The 15,941-nt window shown below is 68.1% G+C and carries 11 protein-coding genes and 3 pseudogenes; 2 read left to right on the forward strand and 12 right to left on the reverse strand.

Annotated features, from left to right (window positions below; genetic code table 11):
- Window positions 1-40 precede the first annotated feature (40 nt).
- The 11 genes and pseudogenes from RGU41_RS07865 to RGU41_RS07920 form a co-directional block, all read right to left on the reverse strand.
- A complete protein-coding gene (locus RGU41_RS07865) occupies window positions 41-1,156 on the reverse strand; it encodes a UDP-N-acetylglucosamine--N-acetylmuramyl-(pentapeptide) pyrophosphoryl-undecaprenol N-acetylglucosamine transferase (RefSeq protein WP_322135938.1) in 1,116 nt (371 codons plus the stop codon).
- Entirely contained in the window at window positions 1,153-2,436 is a 1,284-nt protein-coding gene (ftsW, locus tag RGU41_RS07870; RefSeq protein ID WP_134446096.1) for a putative lipid II flippase FtsW, read from the reverse strand. Before ftsW ends, RGU41_RS07865 begins: the two co-directional genes overlap by 4 nt.
- A pseudogene (gene murD, locus RGU41_RS07875) lies at window positions 2,405-3,948 on the reverse strand (UDP-N-acetylmuramoyl-L-alanine--D-glutamate ligase). The gene ftsW and the pseudogene murD overlap by 32 nt, the downstream one beginning before the upstream one ends.
- Window positions 3,949-3,950: 2 nt before the next feature.
- On the reverse strand, window positions 3,951-5,042 hold the full coding sequence (gene mraY / locus RGU41_RS07880) for a phospho-N-acetylmuramoyl-pentapeptide-transferase (RefSeq protein ID WP_134446097.1): 1,092 nt from the start codon (window positions 5,040-5,042) through the stop codon (window positions 3,951-3,953).
- Window positions 5,039-6,502, reverse strand: a pseudogene (locus tag RGU41_RS07885) (UDP-N-acetylmuramoyl-tripeptide--D-alanyl-D-alanine ligase). The gene mraY and the pseudogene RGU41_RS07885 overlap by 4 nt, the downstream one beginning before the upstream one ends.
- A pseudogene (locus tag RGU41_RS07890) lies at window positions 6,503-8,048 on the reverse strand (Mur ligase family protein).
- Window positions 8,049-8,061: 13 nt separating this feature from the next.
- Window positions 8,062-9,849: a peptidoglycan D,D-transpeptidase FtsI family protein gene (locus RGU41_RS07900; protein ID WP_241975250.1), complete on the reverse strand. Its 1,788-nt coding sequence runs from the start codon at window positions 9,847-9,849 to the stop codon at window positions 8,062-8,064.
- A gap of 65 nt (window positions 9,850-9,914) precedes the next feature.
- On the reverse strand, window positions 9,915-10,367 hold the full coding sequence (locus RGU41_RS07905) for a hypothetical protein (RefSeq protein WP_322135941.1): 453 nt from the start codon (window positions 10,365-10,367) through the stop codon (window positions 9,915-9,917).
- Window positions 10,368-10,563: 196 nt separating this feature from the next.
- Window positions 10,564-11,517, reverse strand: a complete 954-nt coding sequence (gene rsmH / locus RGU41_RS07910; RefSeq protein ID WP_322137317.1) for a 16S rRNA (cytosine(1402)-N(4))-methyltransferase RsmH — start codon at window positions 11,515-11,517, stop codon at window positions 10,564-10,566.
- A 98-nt stretch (window positions 11,518-11,615) separates the two neighbouring features.
- Window positions 11,616-12,047: a division/cell wall cluster transcriptional repressor MraZ gene (gene mraZ / locus RGU41_RS07915; RefSeq protein ID WP_134446101.1), complete on the reverse strand. Its 432-nt coding sequence runs from the start codon at window positions 12,045-12,047 to the stop codon at window positions 11,616-11,618.
- A 257-nt stretch (window positions 12,048-12,304) separates the two neighbouring features.
- A complete protein-coding gene (locus RGU41_RS07920) occupies window positions 12,305-12,715 on the reverse strand; it encodes a DUF3040 domain-containing protein (RefSeq protein ID WP_134446102.1) in 411 nt (136 codons plus the stop codon).
- Window positions 12,716-12,785: 70 nt separating this feature from the next.
- Here RGU41_RS07920 and RGU41_RS07925 point away from each other — a divergent pair, with 70 nt between their 5' ends.
- On the forward strand, window positions 12,786-13,874 hold the full coding sequence (locus tag RGU41_RS07925; protein ID WP_134446103.1) for a polyprenyl synthetase family protein: 1,089 nt from the start codon (window positions 12,786-12,788) through the stop codon (window positions 13,872-13,874).
- A 158-nt stretch (window positions 13,875-14,032) separates the two neighbouring features.
- On the opposite strand, the gene RGU41_RS07930 is transcribed toward RGU41_RS07925, so the two are convergent.
- Window positions 14,033-14,374, reverse strand: coding sequence for an Rv2175c family DNA-binding protein (locus RGU41_RS07930; RefSeq protein WP_134446104.1), 342 nt, complete (start codon window positions 14,372-14,374; stop codon window positions 14,033-14,035).
- Between the two features lie 237 nt (window positions 14,375-14,611).
- Here RGU41_RS07930 and RGU41_RS07935 point away from each other — a divergent pair, with 237 nt between their 5' ends.
- Window positions 14,612-15,928 (forward strand): muramidase family protein, encoded by a 1,317-nt coding sequence (locus tag RGU41_RS07935; RefSeq protein ID WP_322135943.1) that lies wholly within the window; start codon window positions 14,612-14,614, stop codon window positions 15,926-15,928.
- Window positions 15,929-15,941: the final 13 nt, after the last annotated feature.

Below are 15,941 nucleotides of genomic sequence, written 5' to 3' on the forward strand. Positions count from 1 at the left end.
GAATCTCAGTGTCGAAATCGGGTGTGGTGCGGCCTCTACGTTACGCGTCGGCGCCAGGGATTGCCGGATTGACGCCGCCGTGTGGGTGGCCGAGGGCATCGCTGACGAGGTCCGCCATCCGCTCGGCGCCGTCGCGGCCTCCGACGGATGCCGCGAGCTCCCCCATCCTGCGCACGCGCGGCCGGTCGGTGAGGAGCGGCACGAGCTCGTCAGCGACCCAGGCGGGCAGGAAGGCCGCGTCGTCGACGATGATCCCGCCACCCGCGGCGACGACGGAGGCCGCGTTGAAGCGCTGTTCCCCGTTTCCGACCGGGTAGGGCACGTAGACGGCGGGGATGCCGAGCGCGCTGAGCTCGCAGACCGTCCCGGCCCCTGCCCGGGAGACGGCGAAGTCCGCGCTCGCGAGGGCGAGGTCCATCCGGTCGCAGTACTCGATCATCCGGTAGTGGTCGATGGCCGGGTCGGGGACCTCGGACTTCTGCCCGGTGATGTGCAGCACCTGCCAGCCGGCCGCGACCAGCGCCGATGCTGACTGCACGGCCGTGCCGTTGAGGCGGCGCGCGCCGAGGGACCCTCCCGTGACGAGGAGGGTCGGCCTGCCGGGGTCGAGGTCGAAGAAGCGCAGCGCCTCCGCCCGGACACCGGGGCGGTCGAGGTTCTGGATCTCCGGCCGCAGCGGCATTCCCACGACCCGGCCGTGGCGGATCCGGGTTCCGGGGAACACGACGCCGACCCGGGTGGTCAGCCAGGCCCCGAGGCGGTTCGCGAGTCCCGCGCGGAAGTTCGCCTCGTGGATGGCGATCGGGATGCCCGCCCGGCGGGCCGCGAGGTAGGCCGGCGTCGAGACGTAGCCGCCGAAGCCCACGACGACGTCGACCTTCCTGGCACGGAGCACGGCGGCGAGGTCGCTGACGGCGCGGTTGAACCGGGGCAGGAAGAGCACGGCGGCGCGGTTCGGGCGGCGCGGGAACGGCAGCCGTGGCACGAAGATCAGCTCGTAGCCGCGTGCGGGTACCAGGCGGGCCTCGAGGCCTTCCCTGGTGCCGAGCACGATCATGACCGCGTCGGGTTCGCGCGCGCGGATCGCATCGGCGACCGCGAGCAGGGGGTTGACATGGCCGGCGGTCCCGCCGCCGGCCAGGAGGTACGTGGTCACTCGGACACCCGTCTCGGTCCGGGCCGTGCCGCCGGGTGCTCGGTTCCGCCGGGGGTGCGCCCGGCCGGATCGGGGTGCGCGCGGGCGAAGGACAGCACGATGCCGATCGCGATCAGGGTCGAGAGCAGGGCTGTGCCGCCCGCGGAGACGAGCGGAAGCGGGACGCCGAGGACGGGGAAGACGCCGAGGACGACACCGATGTTGACGAGCGCCTGGCCGATGACCCAGACCATCACGGCGGCCGTCGACACGCGCGCCTGCACGCTCGTGCTCGAGCGCATGATCCGCAGGAAGGCGAACGCGAGCAGGATGAACATGCCGAGCACGACGATGGCGCCGATCAGGCCGAGCTCCTCGCCGATGATCGCGAAGATGTAGTCGTTGTCCGCAGCGGGCAGCCAGGACCATTTGGCCTTGGAGTTGCCGAGTCCGACGCCGAAGATCCCGCCGTTGGCGAGTGCCCAGGTGCCGTGCAGCGGCTGCCAGCACGCCGCGGAGATCGTTCCGGTGTGGTCGTCGCAGCCGGTGTTAAGGAAGGAGAGGATGCGGGTCATCCGGTTGGAGCTCGAGACGGCGACGAGCACGCCCGCGACCGTGCCGACCAGGAGCGGGAGCGCGAGCATCCGCAGCCGGACGCCCGCGAAGAAGAGCGCGCCGAAGAGGATTCCGGCCATGATGATGACGGTTCCGAGGTCGCCGCCGATCAGTACGAGCATGATCGATCCGCCGCCGACGCCGAACACGGGAATGTAGACGTGGCGCCAGTCGTCGAGCAGGTCCTGCTTCTGGGAGAGGATCATGCCGAGCCAGATGACGAGCGCGAGCTTGATCGCCTCGGACGGCTGGAACTGGACCCCGCCGAGGGACAGCCAGTTCGTGTTCCCTGCGACGGTGATGCCGAGCGGGGTGAAGACGACGAGGCACTGCAGCAGGCACGCGATGATCAGGGTCGGCCAGGCCACCCGCTGCCAGAACTTGATCGGCATCCGGCTGACGAAGAGCATCAGCGGGACACCCACGGCCGCGAAGCCGCCCTGGCGGAGCACGGTGCCGAAGAAGCCTGCGTTCTCGAGGTAGGAGTCGACCGACGATGAGGACAGCACCATCACCAGGCCGAAGGCGACGAGGAAGAGGGTCGTTCCGAGCAGCAGGAAGTAGCTCGTCGATTCCGCCTTGAACACGCGTCCGAGATGGATGCGGGTGGCGGGGTTGTGCGCCTCGGGCGCCGGCTGGTGGGGGGCTGCGGTCCTAGGCGTTCGAGCCAGGGGCAGTCTCGCCATCCGCCTCACCTCCCAGATAATCGTGAACGGCTTCCGCGAAGAGGCGGCCGCGTGCTGCGTAGTCGGAGAACTGGTCCATCGATGCCGCCGCCGGTGCGAGCAGCACGACGTCACCTGACTCGGCGATGCCTGCCGCGGCAGCGACGGCGTTCGGCATCACCTGTCCAGTGTCAGCGGCATCGATCTCGAATACGGGCAACCCGGGGCGTGTCGCAGGAATGCCGCCCGCAGGGCGTCCCGATCGACGCCGATGATGACGGCGCCCCGGAGCCGGGGCACGTGGGTGCTGACGAGGTGGTCGATGTCGACGCCCTTGAGCAGGCCGCCGACGAGCCAGACCACGGAGTCGAACGCGGCGAGCGACGCATCCGCTGCGTGCGGGTTCGTGGCCTTCGAGTCGTCGATCCAGCGGATGCCCGCTGCGTCTGCCACGATCTCGATGCGGTGTTCGTCGAGCTGGAAGGTCTCGAGCACGTCATGGATGATCGGTGCGTCGACGTCGAAGGACCGCGCGAGGGCACTCGCGGCGAGGATGTCGGCCACGAGGTGGGCGGCGCCGAGGCCGCGGGCGCGGAGCTCGGGCACGGTGGTCAGTTCGATCGCGGTGTCGAAGCGTTCCTCGAGGAAGGCGCGGTCGCAGAGGATGCCGTCGACGACGCCGAGGTCGCTCGGACCGGGGACGCCGAGGCCGAAGCCGATGGCGCGGGCGCCCTCGCGGACTTCGGCGTCCTCGACCATCGTGCGGGTGGCCTCGTCGTCCTTGTTGTAGACGCACGCGATCTTGGTGTTGGCGTAGACGGTGGCTTTTGCCTCGCGGTAGGCGGCAGCGGAGCCGTGCCAGTCGAGGTGGTCGTCCGCGATGTTCAGGCAGACGCTCGCCCACGGCACGAGGGCGCCCGGCCCGGTGCGTGGCAGGTGGTGCAGCTGGTAGCTCGAGAGTTCGACGACGAGCACGTCCCAGCCGAGCGGGTCGCGGACGGCGTCGAGGACGGGCACGCCGATGTTGCCGCAGGGGGCGACCCGGTGGCCTGCTGCGGCGAGGATCGTCGCGGTCAGCTGCACGGTCGTGGTCTTGCCGTTGGTGCCCGTGACGAGGATCCACTCTGCCGGGGCGCCGACCTTGTCGCGCAGGCGCCAGGCCAGTTCGATGTCGCCCCAGACGGGGATTCCGGCTGCAGCGGCCCAGAGCAGCAGCGGGTGGTCGGGGTGGAAGCCGGGGCTGACGACGAGGAGTTCCGGACGGTGGGCGGCGAGTTCAGCGGGGACTTCGCTCAGGTCGGCCTGGACGAGCCCGGCGCCGATCACGCCGAGGAGCCTGGCCCGGTCGTCCGGGGCGTTACCGGCGACGACGAGGACGTCCGCGCCGAGTTCGGCGAGGGTGTCCGCCGCGGCGAAGCCGGTCACGCCAAGGCCGAGGACGGCGACCCGGAGCCCGGTCCAGTCGGCGTGCCAGCTGATGAGGCCGTCGAGGCGGCGATGGCCAGAGTGAGTGTCGTATGGGTTGTTGCTCATCATCATGCGGTCAGCCATTCGAGGTAGAACGAGCCGACGCCCGCCGCGACGAGGAGTCCGCCGACGATCCAGAACCTGACGACGACGGTGACCTCTGCCCAGCCCTTGAGCTCGAAGTGGTGGTGGATCGGGCTCATCAGGAAGATCCGTTTGCCCCGGGTGACCTTGAAGTACGCCCTCTGGACGATCACGGAGCCGGCTTCGATCACGAACAGGCCGCCGAGGAGCACGAGCAGGAGCTCGGTGCGGCTGAGGATCGCGAGTGCGGCCAGCGCCCCGCCGATGGCGAGGGACCCGGTGTCGCCGAGGAAGATCTTGGCGGGTGAGGTGTTCCACCACAGGAAGCCGATCAGGCCGCCGACGATCGCTGCGGCGACGATGGCGAGGTCGAGGGGGTCGCGCACGTTGTAGGAACGGTAGAGGTCGCCGATATCCGCTCCCCCGTACCTGGCCTGGTTGGACTGCCAGAAGCCGATCACGATGTACGCCCCGATGGCGAGGATCGATGACCCGGTCGCGAGCCCGTCGAGGCCGTCCGTCACGTTCACTCCGTTGGAGGTCGCGGCGACGAGGAAGCAGATCCAGACGATGAACAGGGCGATCCCGACGATGGTCCCGAGCTTCATGAAGTCGAGGGGCAGGTCGCGCAACAGTGAGATCTTGGTGGATGCCGGGGTGAGGCCGTGCCTGTTCGGGAACTGCAGCGCGAGAACGGCGAAGACGCCGGCGACGAGCACCTGCCCGCTGATCTTCTGCCAGCCGCCGAGGCCGAGGCTGCGCTGGTTCCGGGTCTTGATGAAGTCGTCGAGGAATCCGACGAGCCCGAGTCCGACCATCATGAACAGCACGAGCAACGGGGACGCCGTGATCGGGGTGCCCGTGAGCCACATCGCAAGGAAGTAGCTGATCAGGGTGCCGAGGATGATGACGATGCCGCCCATGGTCGCGGTGCCGCGCTTGGCGTGGTGGCTCTTCGGGCCGTCATCGCGAATGAACTGTCCCCAGCCGAGCTTGTGGAAGAGCCGGATGAACAGCGGGGTCAGGGACAACGTGAAGACGAGCGACATCGCGCCGGACATCAGCAGGGCTCTCATGAGAAGAACTCCCCGAGGCGGTCGCCGAGGAACCTGAGGCCCGCGGAGTTCGACGACTTCACGAGCACCGTGTCACCGGGGCGGATGGTCGCGGTGAGGAGGGCGAAGGCGTCGTCCTGGTCGTCGACGAAGAGCGACTCCCCGTCCCAGGACCCCTCGTTGATCGTGCTGATGTGCATCCGGCGGGCGGCGGGTCCCACCACGACGAGCTGGGAGATGTTGAGTCGCACGGCGAGCAGTCCGATGCGGTCGTGCTCGTCCCCGGAGAATTCGCCGAGTTCGCTCATTTCGCCGAGGACGGCGACGGTGCGTTCTCCCGGCCGCCGGATCTGGGCGAGGGTCTTGAGGGCCGCCGTCATCGAATCGGGGCTCGCGTTGTACGCATCGTTGATGACCGTGACCCCGTCACGCCCGCCGAGCACCTGCATCCGCCAGCGTTCGGCCGTGACGACGGATTCGAGTGCCGCGACGATGTCGTCGATGCCGACCCCGAGCACCTCTGCGGTGGCCGCAGCGGCGAGGGCGTTCATCACGTGGTGCTCTCCGAGTACCTGGAAGGTCACCGGGCGGGTGTCGCCGCCCGCGAGGTGCAGGGTGAACGTCGTTCCGCTGCTCGAGACCTCGATCCCGGTCGCGTGCACGCCGGAGAAGTCCGTTCCGTCCGGTGCGCGCGAGGTGCCGGTGGCGTCCTGGCACGAACCAGACCACCCTGGCGCGGGTGTGTGCCCGCATTCCGGCGACGCGGGGGTCGTCGGCGTTCAGCACGGCGACATCCGTTGCGAGGAGGTCGGTGACCATTTCGGTCTTGGCGGCCAGGGTCGCTTCGATTCCGCCGAATTCGCCGGCGTGGGCGAGGCCGACCTTGAGGACGATCCCCACGTCCGGACGGACCATCCGGATCAGCCTGGCGATCTCGCCGATGCCGCTCGCGCCCATTTCGGCGACGAGGAACCGGGTGTCGAAGTCGACGGCGAGCATCGTGATCGGCGCGCCCACCTCGTTGTTGAAGGAGGCGCGGGCGGCGACGGTCGGGCCGACGCGTTCGAGGATGGCGCGCAGCAGGTTCTTGGTGGTCGTCTTGCCGTTGGACCCGGTCACGCCGATCACCCGGAGCCGACCCTCCGCGCGGACGCGGGCCACGACGAAGGTGGCGAGGTCGCCGAGGGCGACCACCGCGTCTGCGACGATGATCTGGGCGACGGGGAGGTCGAGCGCGCGCTCGACGATGAGGAGCGCGGCGCCGTTGTCGATTGCGGCAGGAGCGAAGAGGTGACCATCGGTGGTCTCCCCGGCTTCGCGACGAAGATGCCGCCGGGGCGGATCTCACGCGAGTCGGTGTCGACGGCACCGGAGACGACGGTCGCCGGCGTCGTCGGCGAGCCGTCGGCGTTCAGGGCTCCGTCGAGGTGCAGGGCGCCGTTGACGGCGCCGGCGATCTCGGAGAGGGAGAGGGCGATCATCTACTGCCACCCCGCTTCGCGCAGCGCGGGCCGGGAATCGTCGCGGGCGGAATAGGGGATCTTGACGCCGTTCACTTCGTGATAGTTCTCGTGGCCGGGGCCCGCATAGAGGATCGAGTCGCCCTCGACCGCGAGGCCGAGCGCGGTGCGGAAGGCGGTGCGCGGGTCGGCGACCTCGTAGAGCTCCACGTCGGGGACGGCCTCTCGGGCGCCGGCGATCAGGGCGGCCCTGATCGAGGCCGGGTCCTCGTAGCGGGGGTGGAAGTCGGTGATGACGACGACGTCTGCGCCCCTGGCTGCGATGGCACCCATGGCCGCGCGCTTGGTGGTGTCGCGGTCGCCGTCGGCGCCGAAGACCATGAACAGTCGCCCCGGCGTGAAGGTGCGGATGGCCGCGAGGGTGTTGAGGAAGGCGTCCGGGCTGTGACCGTAGTCGATGTAGACGAGCGGTCCGCGGTCGCCGGAGATGCGCTCGGTGCGCCCCGGGATGTAGACGTCGATGCCGCCGTCGCGGGCGAGGGTGTGATTGATGGCATCGAGGTCGTAGCCGGATTCGACGAGCATCAGGATGGCCAGTGCGGCGTTCGCGGCCATGAACCAGCCGATCAGCGGAACACGGGTCTGCAGGCGGCGGCCCTCCGGCCCCTCGAGCAGGAACTCCGTGTAGAGGGCGTCCTCCGACACGATCGAGAGGTGCCAGTCGGCGTCGACCTCTGGATGGATGCTGAGGGTCGTCACCGGGATGCGGCACTCTGCGACGATCCGCTGGCCCCATTCGGAGTCCACGGTGATGACGCCGCGCCGGGACCGGTCGGGCTGGAAGAGTTCGAGTTTGGCCTGGAAGTACTCGTCGAGGCTGGCGTAGTCGTCGAGGTGGTCGTGGCTGAGGTTGGTGAACCCTGCGACATCGAAGACGAGCCCGTCGACGCGGTGCCTGCTGAGGGCCTGCGCGGAGACCTCGATCGCGACGGCGCGCACTTCGGCTTCGTCGCATCCTGGCGAGGAGGGCATGCAGTTCGGTGGCCTCCGGGGTGGTGAGCGAGCTCACGACGGCGAGGTCGCCGATGCGGCGTTCCGCGGTCGAGGTGAGGCCTGTGACGACGCCGAGCTGGTTCAGGATGGCGACGAGGAGGTAGACGACGCTCGTCTTGCCATTCGTTCCGGTCACTGCGAAGAGCGTTGCCGGGTTCTCGTCGGTCCGGTAGATCCAGGCGGCGACCGCGCCGAGAGCGGCGCGCGCGTCCGGGGTGACGAGGATCGGCAGGCCGCTTCCGGCGGCGACGAGCGCACCGGCCTCATCGGTCAGGATGGCGACGGCTCCGGCCTCCCTGGCGTCGTCGGCGAAGCTCGCGCCGTGGAACGCTCGCCCGGGAACGCCGACGTACAGGTCGCCCGGCTGGACGGAACGGGAGGAGATACTCACGCCGGAGACTTCGAGACCCTCGATGTCGCCGCGCAGGAAAAGTTCGAATTCATCAACCATGCCCGACAACGACCGCGCAACCGGGTGCTGAGGACGGAGAGCCGATGGTGCCAACTCGGTCACGGGGCTCGCTTTCTTACCAGGTACCGGGAAGGGCAGGCGCTGGAGCGCCCGATGGAACTGCCCGGTACTTCTTCAGCACCTGGCTCATGACCTCCTGGAAGATCGGAGCGGGCGCTGCAGACGAATTCAGTTTAACAGGATCGGCGAGACTGACCGAAACGACGTACTCCGGATCGTCTGCGGGAGCGAACCCGGAAACCGACACAAGGTACCCGTGGGTGTACCCGCCGTGGCCGTCCGGCATCTGGGCCGTTCCGGTCTTCGAGGCGACCCGGTAGCCGGGAATGTTCCAGACCTTGGACAGCCAGGCCTTCTGGTACACCATCTCAAGCATGTCCGAGGTGTCGTGCGCGGCCGATGCCGAGACGACCTGGGTTCCCGCTGCTGCCGGCACATTCGTCATGGTGCCGTCCGCCTGGCGGCAGCCGGCGACGAGCTGGACGGGCAACCGGACGCCCTTGTTCGCAATGGTCTGGTAGATGCTCGCGATCTGGAGCGCCGTCGTGGTCAGGCCCTGGCCGAACATGGTGGCGTACTTGGTCTGGGGGTCCCATTCGTCGTAGGGATGCAGGATTCCGGAGTCTTCGGCGGGGAACCCCGCCTCCGTCGCAGTGCCGAGGCCGAACTTGGTCATGTAGTCATAGCGCTGCTTGTCGGTCAGCAGTTCGCCGAACTTGGACATGCCGGTGTTCGAGGATTCGATCAGCACGCCGGTGAGGGTGAGGTGCAGGTCGGCGTGACCGGAACTGTCGTTGATGTTCGCGCCGTTGCCCGGCAGGTATCGATAGGGCGCGACGACCTGGGTATTCACCGTGGCCTTGCCCGCATCGAGCACGGATGCCGCGGTGAGCGCCTTGAAGGTCGACCCCGGTTCGAAGGAGGCCGTGAAAGCGCGCGAGCCGCGGTCATCGGGGTTGGTCGTTCCGTTGACGTTGTTCGGGTCGACACTGGGATAGTCGGCGACCGCGACGAGCTTCCCGGTCTTGACCTCCTGCACCACGACCGTTCCCCACGCCGCGCCGGTGGCCTGGGCCTGCTTAGCCAGGGCCTGCTGGACGAACCACTGCAGGTCGGAGTCGATCGTCGTCACGACATCTCCGCCATCGACGGCCGCCTTCTCCGTGACGGTGCTCTGCGGCAGCCGGACGCCGTCTGCGCCCTTCTCGTAGGTCTCCGTTCCGTCGGTGCTCGCGAGGCAAGAGTCCTGGCCGATTTCAAGGCCGGCCTGGGCTTCACCCTCTGACGACACGAATCCGACGAGGTTGCCTGCGACCGCACCGTCCGGGTACACCCGGCCGGGCTTCTTCTCGAAGTAGATCCACGGGATCTCGAGCGCGTCGACCGCCCGGAACACCGAGACATCCACTGCCTTGGTCACCATGGCGTAATCCGACGCGGGATTGGCGGCGAGCGACGAAGAGATGATCGCGAGGATCGCGTCTCCGGTCTGACCGGTGATGGCGCCGACCTCCGCAGCGGCCTGGGCGACGGTGACCGTCTGGTCTCCCGCCGCCGTTGTGCGGGTGAACTCGACGGCATTGCGGGGAGACAGCGTGATGTTGTAGCGCATCACCGTCCCGGCGAGTACGACGCCGTTGGCGTCGACGATGTCACCGCGTGAGCCGTAGATGGGCTGCTCGACCGATCGGTTGCCGAGTGAATCGGCGCTGAGGGTGTCGGCACGGACGACCTGGATGTCGACGAGCCTGACCACGAAGAGTGCGACGATCGCGAAGAGGAGAACGACCGTGATCGCGATGCGGCGCTTGCCGCTGCGCGTCGACCTGGCACTGACACCCACAGTTTCGGTTCCTTACTGCGGACGGGGCCGCGGTTGTGGCACCCCGGCTCGTGCGGGAATGCGTTCTAGCGAGTCGTGGGCGTCGGGAGTCCGGCGCCAGGGGCTGGCACGGCGGCGGTTGAGGTTGTCGGGGCGGTCGTGGTGGCTGGTGACGTCGCGGCGCCGGCGACGCTCGCGCCCTGCCCGGTGGCCTGGGCTGGCTGTGTCACCAAAGGTACGCCGGTGAGCAGCGCGTTCGGCACGAGACTCGCCGCACCGGCCTGACTGCCCGTTGCGGAACTCGGGGCGCCGAGCACTGCGGAGTCGGAGAGGCGCAGGTAGACCGGGTTGGAGTTGCTGATCATGCCGATGGCCTCGGCGTTGGCCGCGAGGCTCTGCGGGGAGGAGACCCGGACGAGGTCCTCCGTGACGCTGTCGGCGGTGCGGCTGAGTTCCGTCTGGCTGGCCTGCAGGCGGGACACCTCGTACGCGCCCTGCGAGATTCCGACGCTCAGCAGGAGCTGCGCGACAATGATCACCGCGACCCCGGCGACGGCGGACAGGGCGAAGGCGATCTTGGGTCGTGCCCGGCGCTGGCTGCGCGTTGCGACGATCTCGATGTGGCGAAGCCGCGAGCCTGGCTGGCCTGCCGGAGCGTCCAGCGGTTTCTGGTCGGGGGTGTCGTGCCGGGGGCACTTTCCCAGTTCGGTCGCAGCACGCGTGCGAGATTGTCGCTCATCCGGCTCTCCTCAGTCGCTCGGCGGCGCGAAGTCTGACCGACGTCGCACGGGGGTTTCTCGCCTTTTCTTCTTCCGAGGCGAGTTCGGCGCCCCGGATCAACTGTGTGAACAGTGGCTTGTGTTCCGGCAGCTCGATGGGCAGGCCGGCGGGGGCGCTCGAGGTGGATGCCCGGGCGAGCGCCTTCTTGACGATCCGGTCCTCGAGCGACTGGTAGGCCTCCACGACGATCCGGCCGTGCACGGCGACGGCGTCGAGGGCGGCGGGGATCGCGCGTTCGAGAACGGAGAGTTCCTGGTTGACCTCGATGCGCAGGGCCTGGAAGACCCGCTTCGCCGGGTGTCCGGTGCGCTGGACGACGACGGGGGTGACCTTCGTGAGGATCGCGACGAGCTCGGCAGAGCGGACGAGAGGGGCGGTGGACCGAGCCTCGACGATGGCCTTGGCGTAGCGTGCCGCGAGTTTCTCTTCGCCGTACTCGTGGAAGATCCGGCGCAGTTCGGACTCGCTGTACGTCGCGAGGATGTGCTCCGCCGTCAGGTCGCTCGTGTTGTCCATCCGCATGTCGAGCGGAGCGTCCTTGGAGTACGAGAAGCCGCGTTCGACCCGGTCGAGCTGGAGCGAGGAGACTCCGAGGTCGAAGAACACGCCCTGGACCTCTTCGATGCCGAGGGAGTCGAGGGCGTCCTGGATGCCGTCGTAGACGGTGTGCACGAGGTGGATCCGGTCGCGGAACGGCTTGAGGCGCTCCTCGGCGATCGAGAGCGCCTCGCGGTCACGGTCGAGGCCGACGAGGGTGAGTCCTGGGAAGCGGGTCAGGAAGGCCTCGGAGTGCCCGGCCATGCCGAGGGTCGCGTCGACGAGCACGGCGCCGGGCTGGTTCAGGGCCGGCGCGAGGAGCTCGACACAGCGTTCGAGCAGTACGGGGGTATGGATTTCGTCGATGTTCATGGTCCCGGGGAGTAGTTCCTGGATCCTGATCCCCATCCGGCAGTCCTGGCACCGGGGAAGTGTGTCAGGGCGTACGGCTGGGAGTCAGGCGCCAGGTTCTAGAAGAGTCCCGGAATCACCTCCTCCGTGGTGTTGGCGAACGAGGTTTCCTGTTCGGCGAGGTACAGGTCCCAGGCCTCGGTGTCCCAGATCTCGACACGGTCGCCCGCACCGATCACCGTGAGTTCGCGGTCGAGGCCGGCATAGCTGCGGAGGTTGGCGGGGATGGTGACGCGGTTCTGGCTGTCGGGAGTTTCCGCACTGGCTCCGGAGGTGAAGACCCGGAGGAAGTCACGGCCCTGCTTGCTCGTGATCGGGGCCTGCTTGATCTTTTCGTGCAGTTCCTCGAACGCCCGGGTCGTGAAGACGTAGAGGCAGTGCTCCTGGCCGCGGGTCATCACGATGCCGGTGGACAACTGCTCACGGAACTTCGCGGGGAGGATGACGCGTCCCTTGTCGTCGAGCTTGGGGGCATAGGTCCCGAGGAACATTCATCACCCCTTCTCTTCCGGCCAAGTTCAGGTGTTACTCCACTTTACTCCACTTTGGACCACGAAAACGGGAAATGCCACGATCAACGAGTAAATTTCTAGAAAAATACCAGATGAACAGGCTAAGCCAAGGGTGGAGGGAAATCCAAGGGCGAGCGGGGTCGAGAGTCGATTTTGGGCACAAAAAAGGGCCGATCTGTGATCGGCCCTGCTTTTGTGACGTTTCGGTCGTGCTGTGGAGGATGGGAGCCGAAGGGCTAGTTGCCGTCCTGGCGTCGATCCCAACGGTCATTGAGACGGTCCATGAACCCGCGGCCGGACTTGCCGGAACCCGACGGGCGTGACCCGCTCGTCCCGGACGGTGACGTGCCGGAGGATGAGAAGCCGGAGGACGACAGCCTGCGGGCGGCCTTGCCCGGTGACGTGGCGAGCAATACCCCTGCGAACATGACGACGAAGCCGAGGATTCCGAGCCACAGCTGCTGCACTGCGACTCCGGCGATCAGTCCCCCGATACCGGCGACGACCGCGAGAACGCCGAGGGCGATCGAGCGGTAGTTCGGGCGAAGCGATGAACCGCCAACGGTCGCGACGAAGTCGGAGTCGTTGTGGTAGAGCCCGCGCTCCATCTCTTCAAGGAGTCGCTGCTCTTGTTCCGAAAGCGGCATCTTATTCCTCCTCTGTAGGATCACCGGTGAATCCCAATTCTAGCCCCGCCGCGATAGCTAGGCTAGGCGGGTGGCTGAAAGCAATCAACTGGTCGATCTGGTTCAAACTCGCATCGACGAATTCCTGAAAACCCGTCAACTAATTGTGACTACTGTCAGCCCGGATCTTAGCGCGCTGGTGAACTTCTCACGGCAGTTTCTCAGCGGTGGTAAGCGCTTCCGGGCCCAGTTCTGCCACCAGGGCTGGCAGAGCGTCCCCGGTTCGGACGCGCTCGATTCCGCGCCGGTCATCGCGGCGGCCGCCGCCCTCGAAATCTTCCATGCCGCCGCCCTCGTCCACGACGACATCATCGACAATTCGGACACCCGCAGGGGTTCGGCGTCCGCCCATAAACTCTTCGAATCCCTGCATGCCACGGGCGGCTGGGCCGGCGCTCCTGTCGAGTTCGGCCGGGCCTCCGCCATCCTTCTCGGGGACCTGCTCCTCGGGTGGAGCGACGAGCTCCTCGACGAGGGCCTCCAGGCCTCCGCAGATCCTGTGGCGGCCAGGCTCGGTCGCCACGAATTCAACCAGATGCGCACGGAGGTGACAGCCGGTCAGTACCTCGACATCCTCGAGGAAAGGGCCTGGCTCGTGCAGCAGGAGGAGGAGTTGCTCGAACGCGCCATGCGGGTCATCGTCTTCAAGTCCGCGAAGTACAGCGTCCAGGCTCCCCTCGTCATCGGGGCGGCACTCGCGGGCGCCGACACGGCCCACCTCGACGCGTTGCGCGCCTTCGGGCTTCCGCTCGGCATCGCATACCAGCTCCGGGACGACCTTCTCGGAGTGTTCGGCGACGCGGCCGTGACGGGCAAACCGAGCGGTGACGACCTGCGGGAGGGCAAGCGCACCGTGCTCATCGCACTCGCCAGGCGCGCGCTCGAACCGGCCGCGCGGGAGTACCTCGACGGACTCCTCGGAGACCCGGGGCTCGACGCGGCCCAGATCCTGTCGCTGCAGGAACTCATCAGGGCCAGCGGAGCCGTCGAGAGCGTCGAGACGCTCATCACGGACCAGGTCGCGGATGCGCGCGGCGCGCTCCACGCCTCTCCGATCGCCCCCGACATGCGGGACCAGCTCGAGAGGCTCGCCGAAACCGTGACGCGCCGGTCGTTCTGAGACCGGGGCGACCCGGGAGCGGGGCGAGCCGAGGGGTTCGCCCTGTGAAGGGGCTCGCCGTGTGAAGGGGCTCGCCGTGTGAAGGGGCTCGCCGTGTGAAGGGGCTCGCCGTGTGAAGGGGCTCGCCGTGTGAACTGGGCCCGGGGTCGAACCTGTGGCTAGGCGAGCGCCTGGGCGACGCGGCGGACCTCGGCCTTACGACCGGCGAGAAGTGCCTGGATCGGCGGGACACCGAGGCTGTCGTCGACCTCGAGCAGCCACTGCATGGCCTGCTCGTCGGTGAAGCCGTCATCGGCGAGCACGATCAGGGTGCCGCGGAGTTCAGGGAGCGGGGAACCGTCCTTGACGAATGCGGCCGGCACCGAGATCACACCGTTCCGGCGGATCGCGAGGAGCTGCTTGTCATCGATGAGTTGGCGAACCCGGCTTTGACTGGTCCCGAGCAGGGAAACGAGGTCGGGGATGGTCAGCCAGGGTTGATCTGAAAACGAATCGGTCACCCTCCAAGCCTCCCATGATTCCCGGGCCACTTCAAACACCGAATGCCCCGGTGCGCGCTCCGTGCGGCCCGGATGGGGGTCATACCGATTGACTCCGGCAGTCATGTGTGAAAACGTTGAAGGTCGTGGACAAGTTAACGCTCGTGGACACGGTGAAGGTTGTAGCCAGTCTCAAGCTCGGGCGGCGGTTTTCGGCTCGACAGCATCTGAGTGTCAGACCAATCTGAATGGAGCGTCATGTCAGCACAATCCAACAGGATCGTTCGACCGCCGGCCAGTGGCGAGCTCGTCCCCGCCAGGCCCCGCAAGTCCTCGGCCATCCGTTCCCGCGCGCTCGGCATGTTCGCGGCCCTGCCGCTCGCCGTGGCGTGCACGGTCGCCATCGGTCTCAATCTTGCGTCGCCCGCCGAGGCAGCCTCCCTGAGCCGGAAGCCGCTCAAGAACCCGGCGCAGCTGCCGGCATCCGCTGGGACCAGCGCCCCTGCGCAACGCGTGCAGGCCGAGGCTGCACCGAACCAGTACACGGTCGTCGCCGGCGACACCGTGAGCGGCATCGCGAGCAGGTTCGGGCTCTCGACCGCTGCCGTCCTCGCGAGCAACGGGCTGAGCTGGTCGACGAAGATCTTCCCCGGCCAGCAACTCACCCTCGCCGAGGGTGCCGCCCCGGCAGCGGCCCCTGCCCCCACGCCGGTTGCCAGTGAACTCACGCGCTACACGATCGTGACGGGCGACACCATCAGCGGGATAGCGGCCGCGCACGGCATCGCGGTCGCGGCCGTGCTGAGCGCCAACGGCCTCGACAGGGCGAGTATCATCTTTCCGGGCCAGGCCCTCGTCATTCCCACCGGTTCGGCCCCGGCAGCAGCGGCCCCGGCTGTTGCGCTCGTCAGCGCGACGACCGCCGCGCCCGGCGCGAGTCACACGATCGCAACGGGAGAAACCGTCTCGACGATCGCGGCAGCCGCCGGAGTGTCCATCCGCGCGATCCTGCAGGCGAACAACCTCGGCTGGTCGAGCATCATCTACCCCGGCCAGCAGCTCTCGATCCCCGCGCCCGCGGCGGAATCGGTCGCCACGGCGTCCGTCACCCCGTTGCAGGCGCCCGAACCCGGGCCGGCTCCCACTGCCGTCCTCGGCCAGGTCACGCCGCTCTCCGACGAAATGCGCGCCAACGCCCGGATCATCGTGGCGACCGGCCGTGCGGCCGGCGTGAACGACCAGGGCCTCGTCATCGCCCTCGTCGCCGCCGCCCAGGAATCGGGACTGCGGAACGTCCACTACGGCGACCGGGACTCACTCGGACTCTTCCAGCAGCGCCCAGGCAAGGGGTGGGGGTCGCCGGACCAGGTGATGGACCCGGTCCGGGCGAGCCAGGCGTTCTTCGGCGGCGCCGGGAACCCCAACCCCGGGGTCACCAGGGGGCTGCTCGACATTCCCGGCTGGGACGGACTCTCCGTCACCCAGGCGGCGCAGGCCGTGCAGCTCTCCGCCTTCCCCGACTACTACGCGAAGTGGGAGACCTCTGCCCGTTTTTGGCTCTCCGAACTCGGCTGATCAGCCGTGCCGT

The organism is Cryobacterium sp. 10C3 (assembly GCF_034314285.1).
GTDB lineage: Bacteria > Actinomycetota > Actinomycetes > Actinomycetales > Microbacteriaceae > Cryobacterium > Cryobacterium glucosi.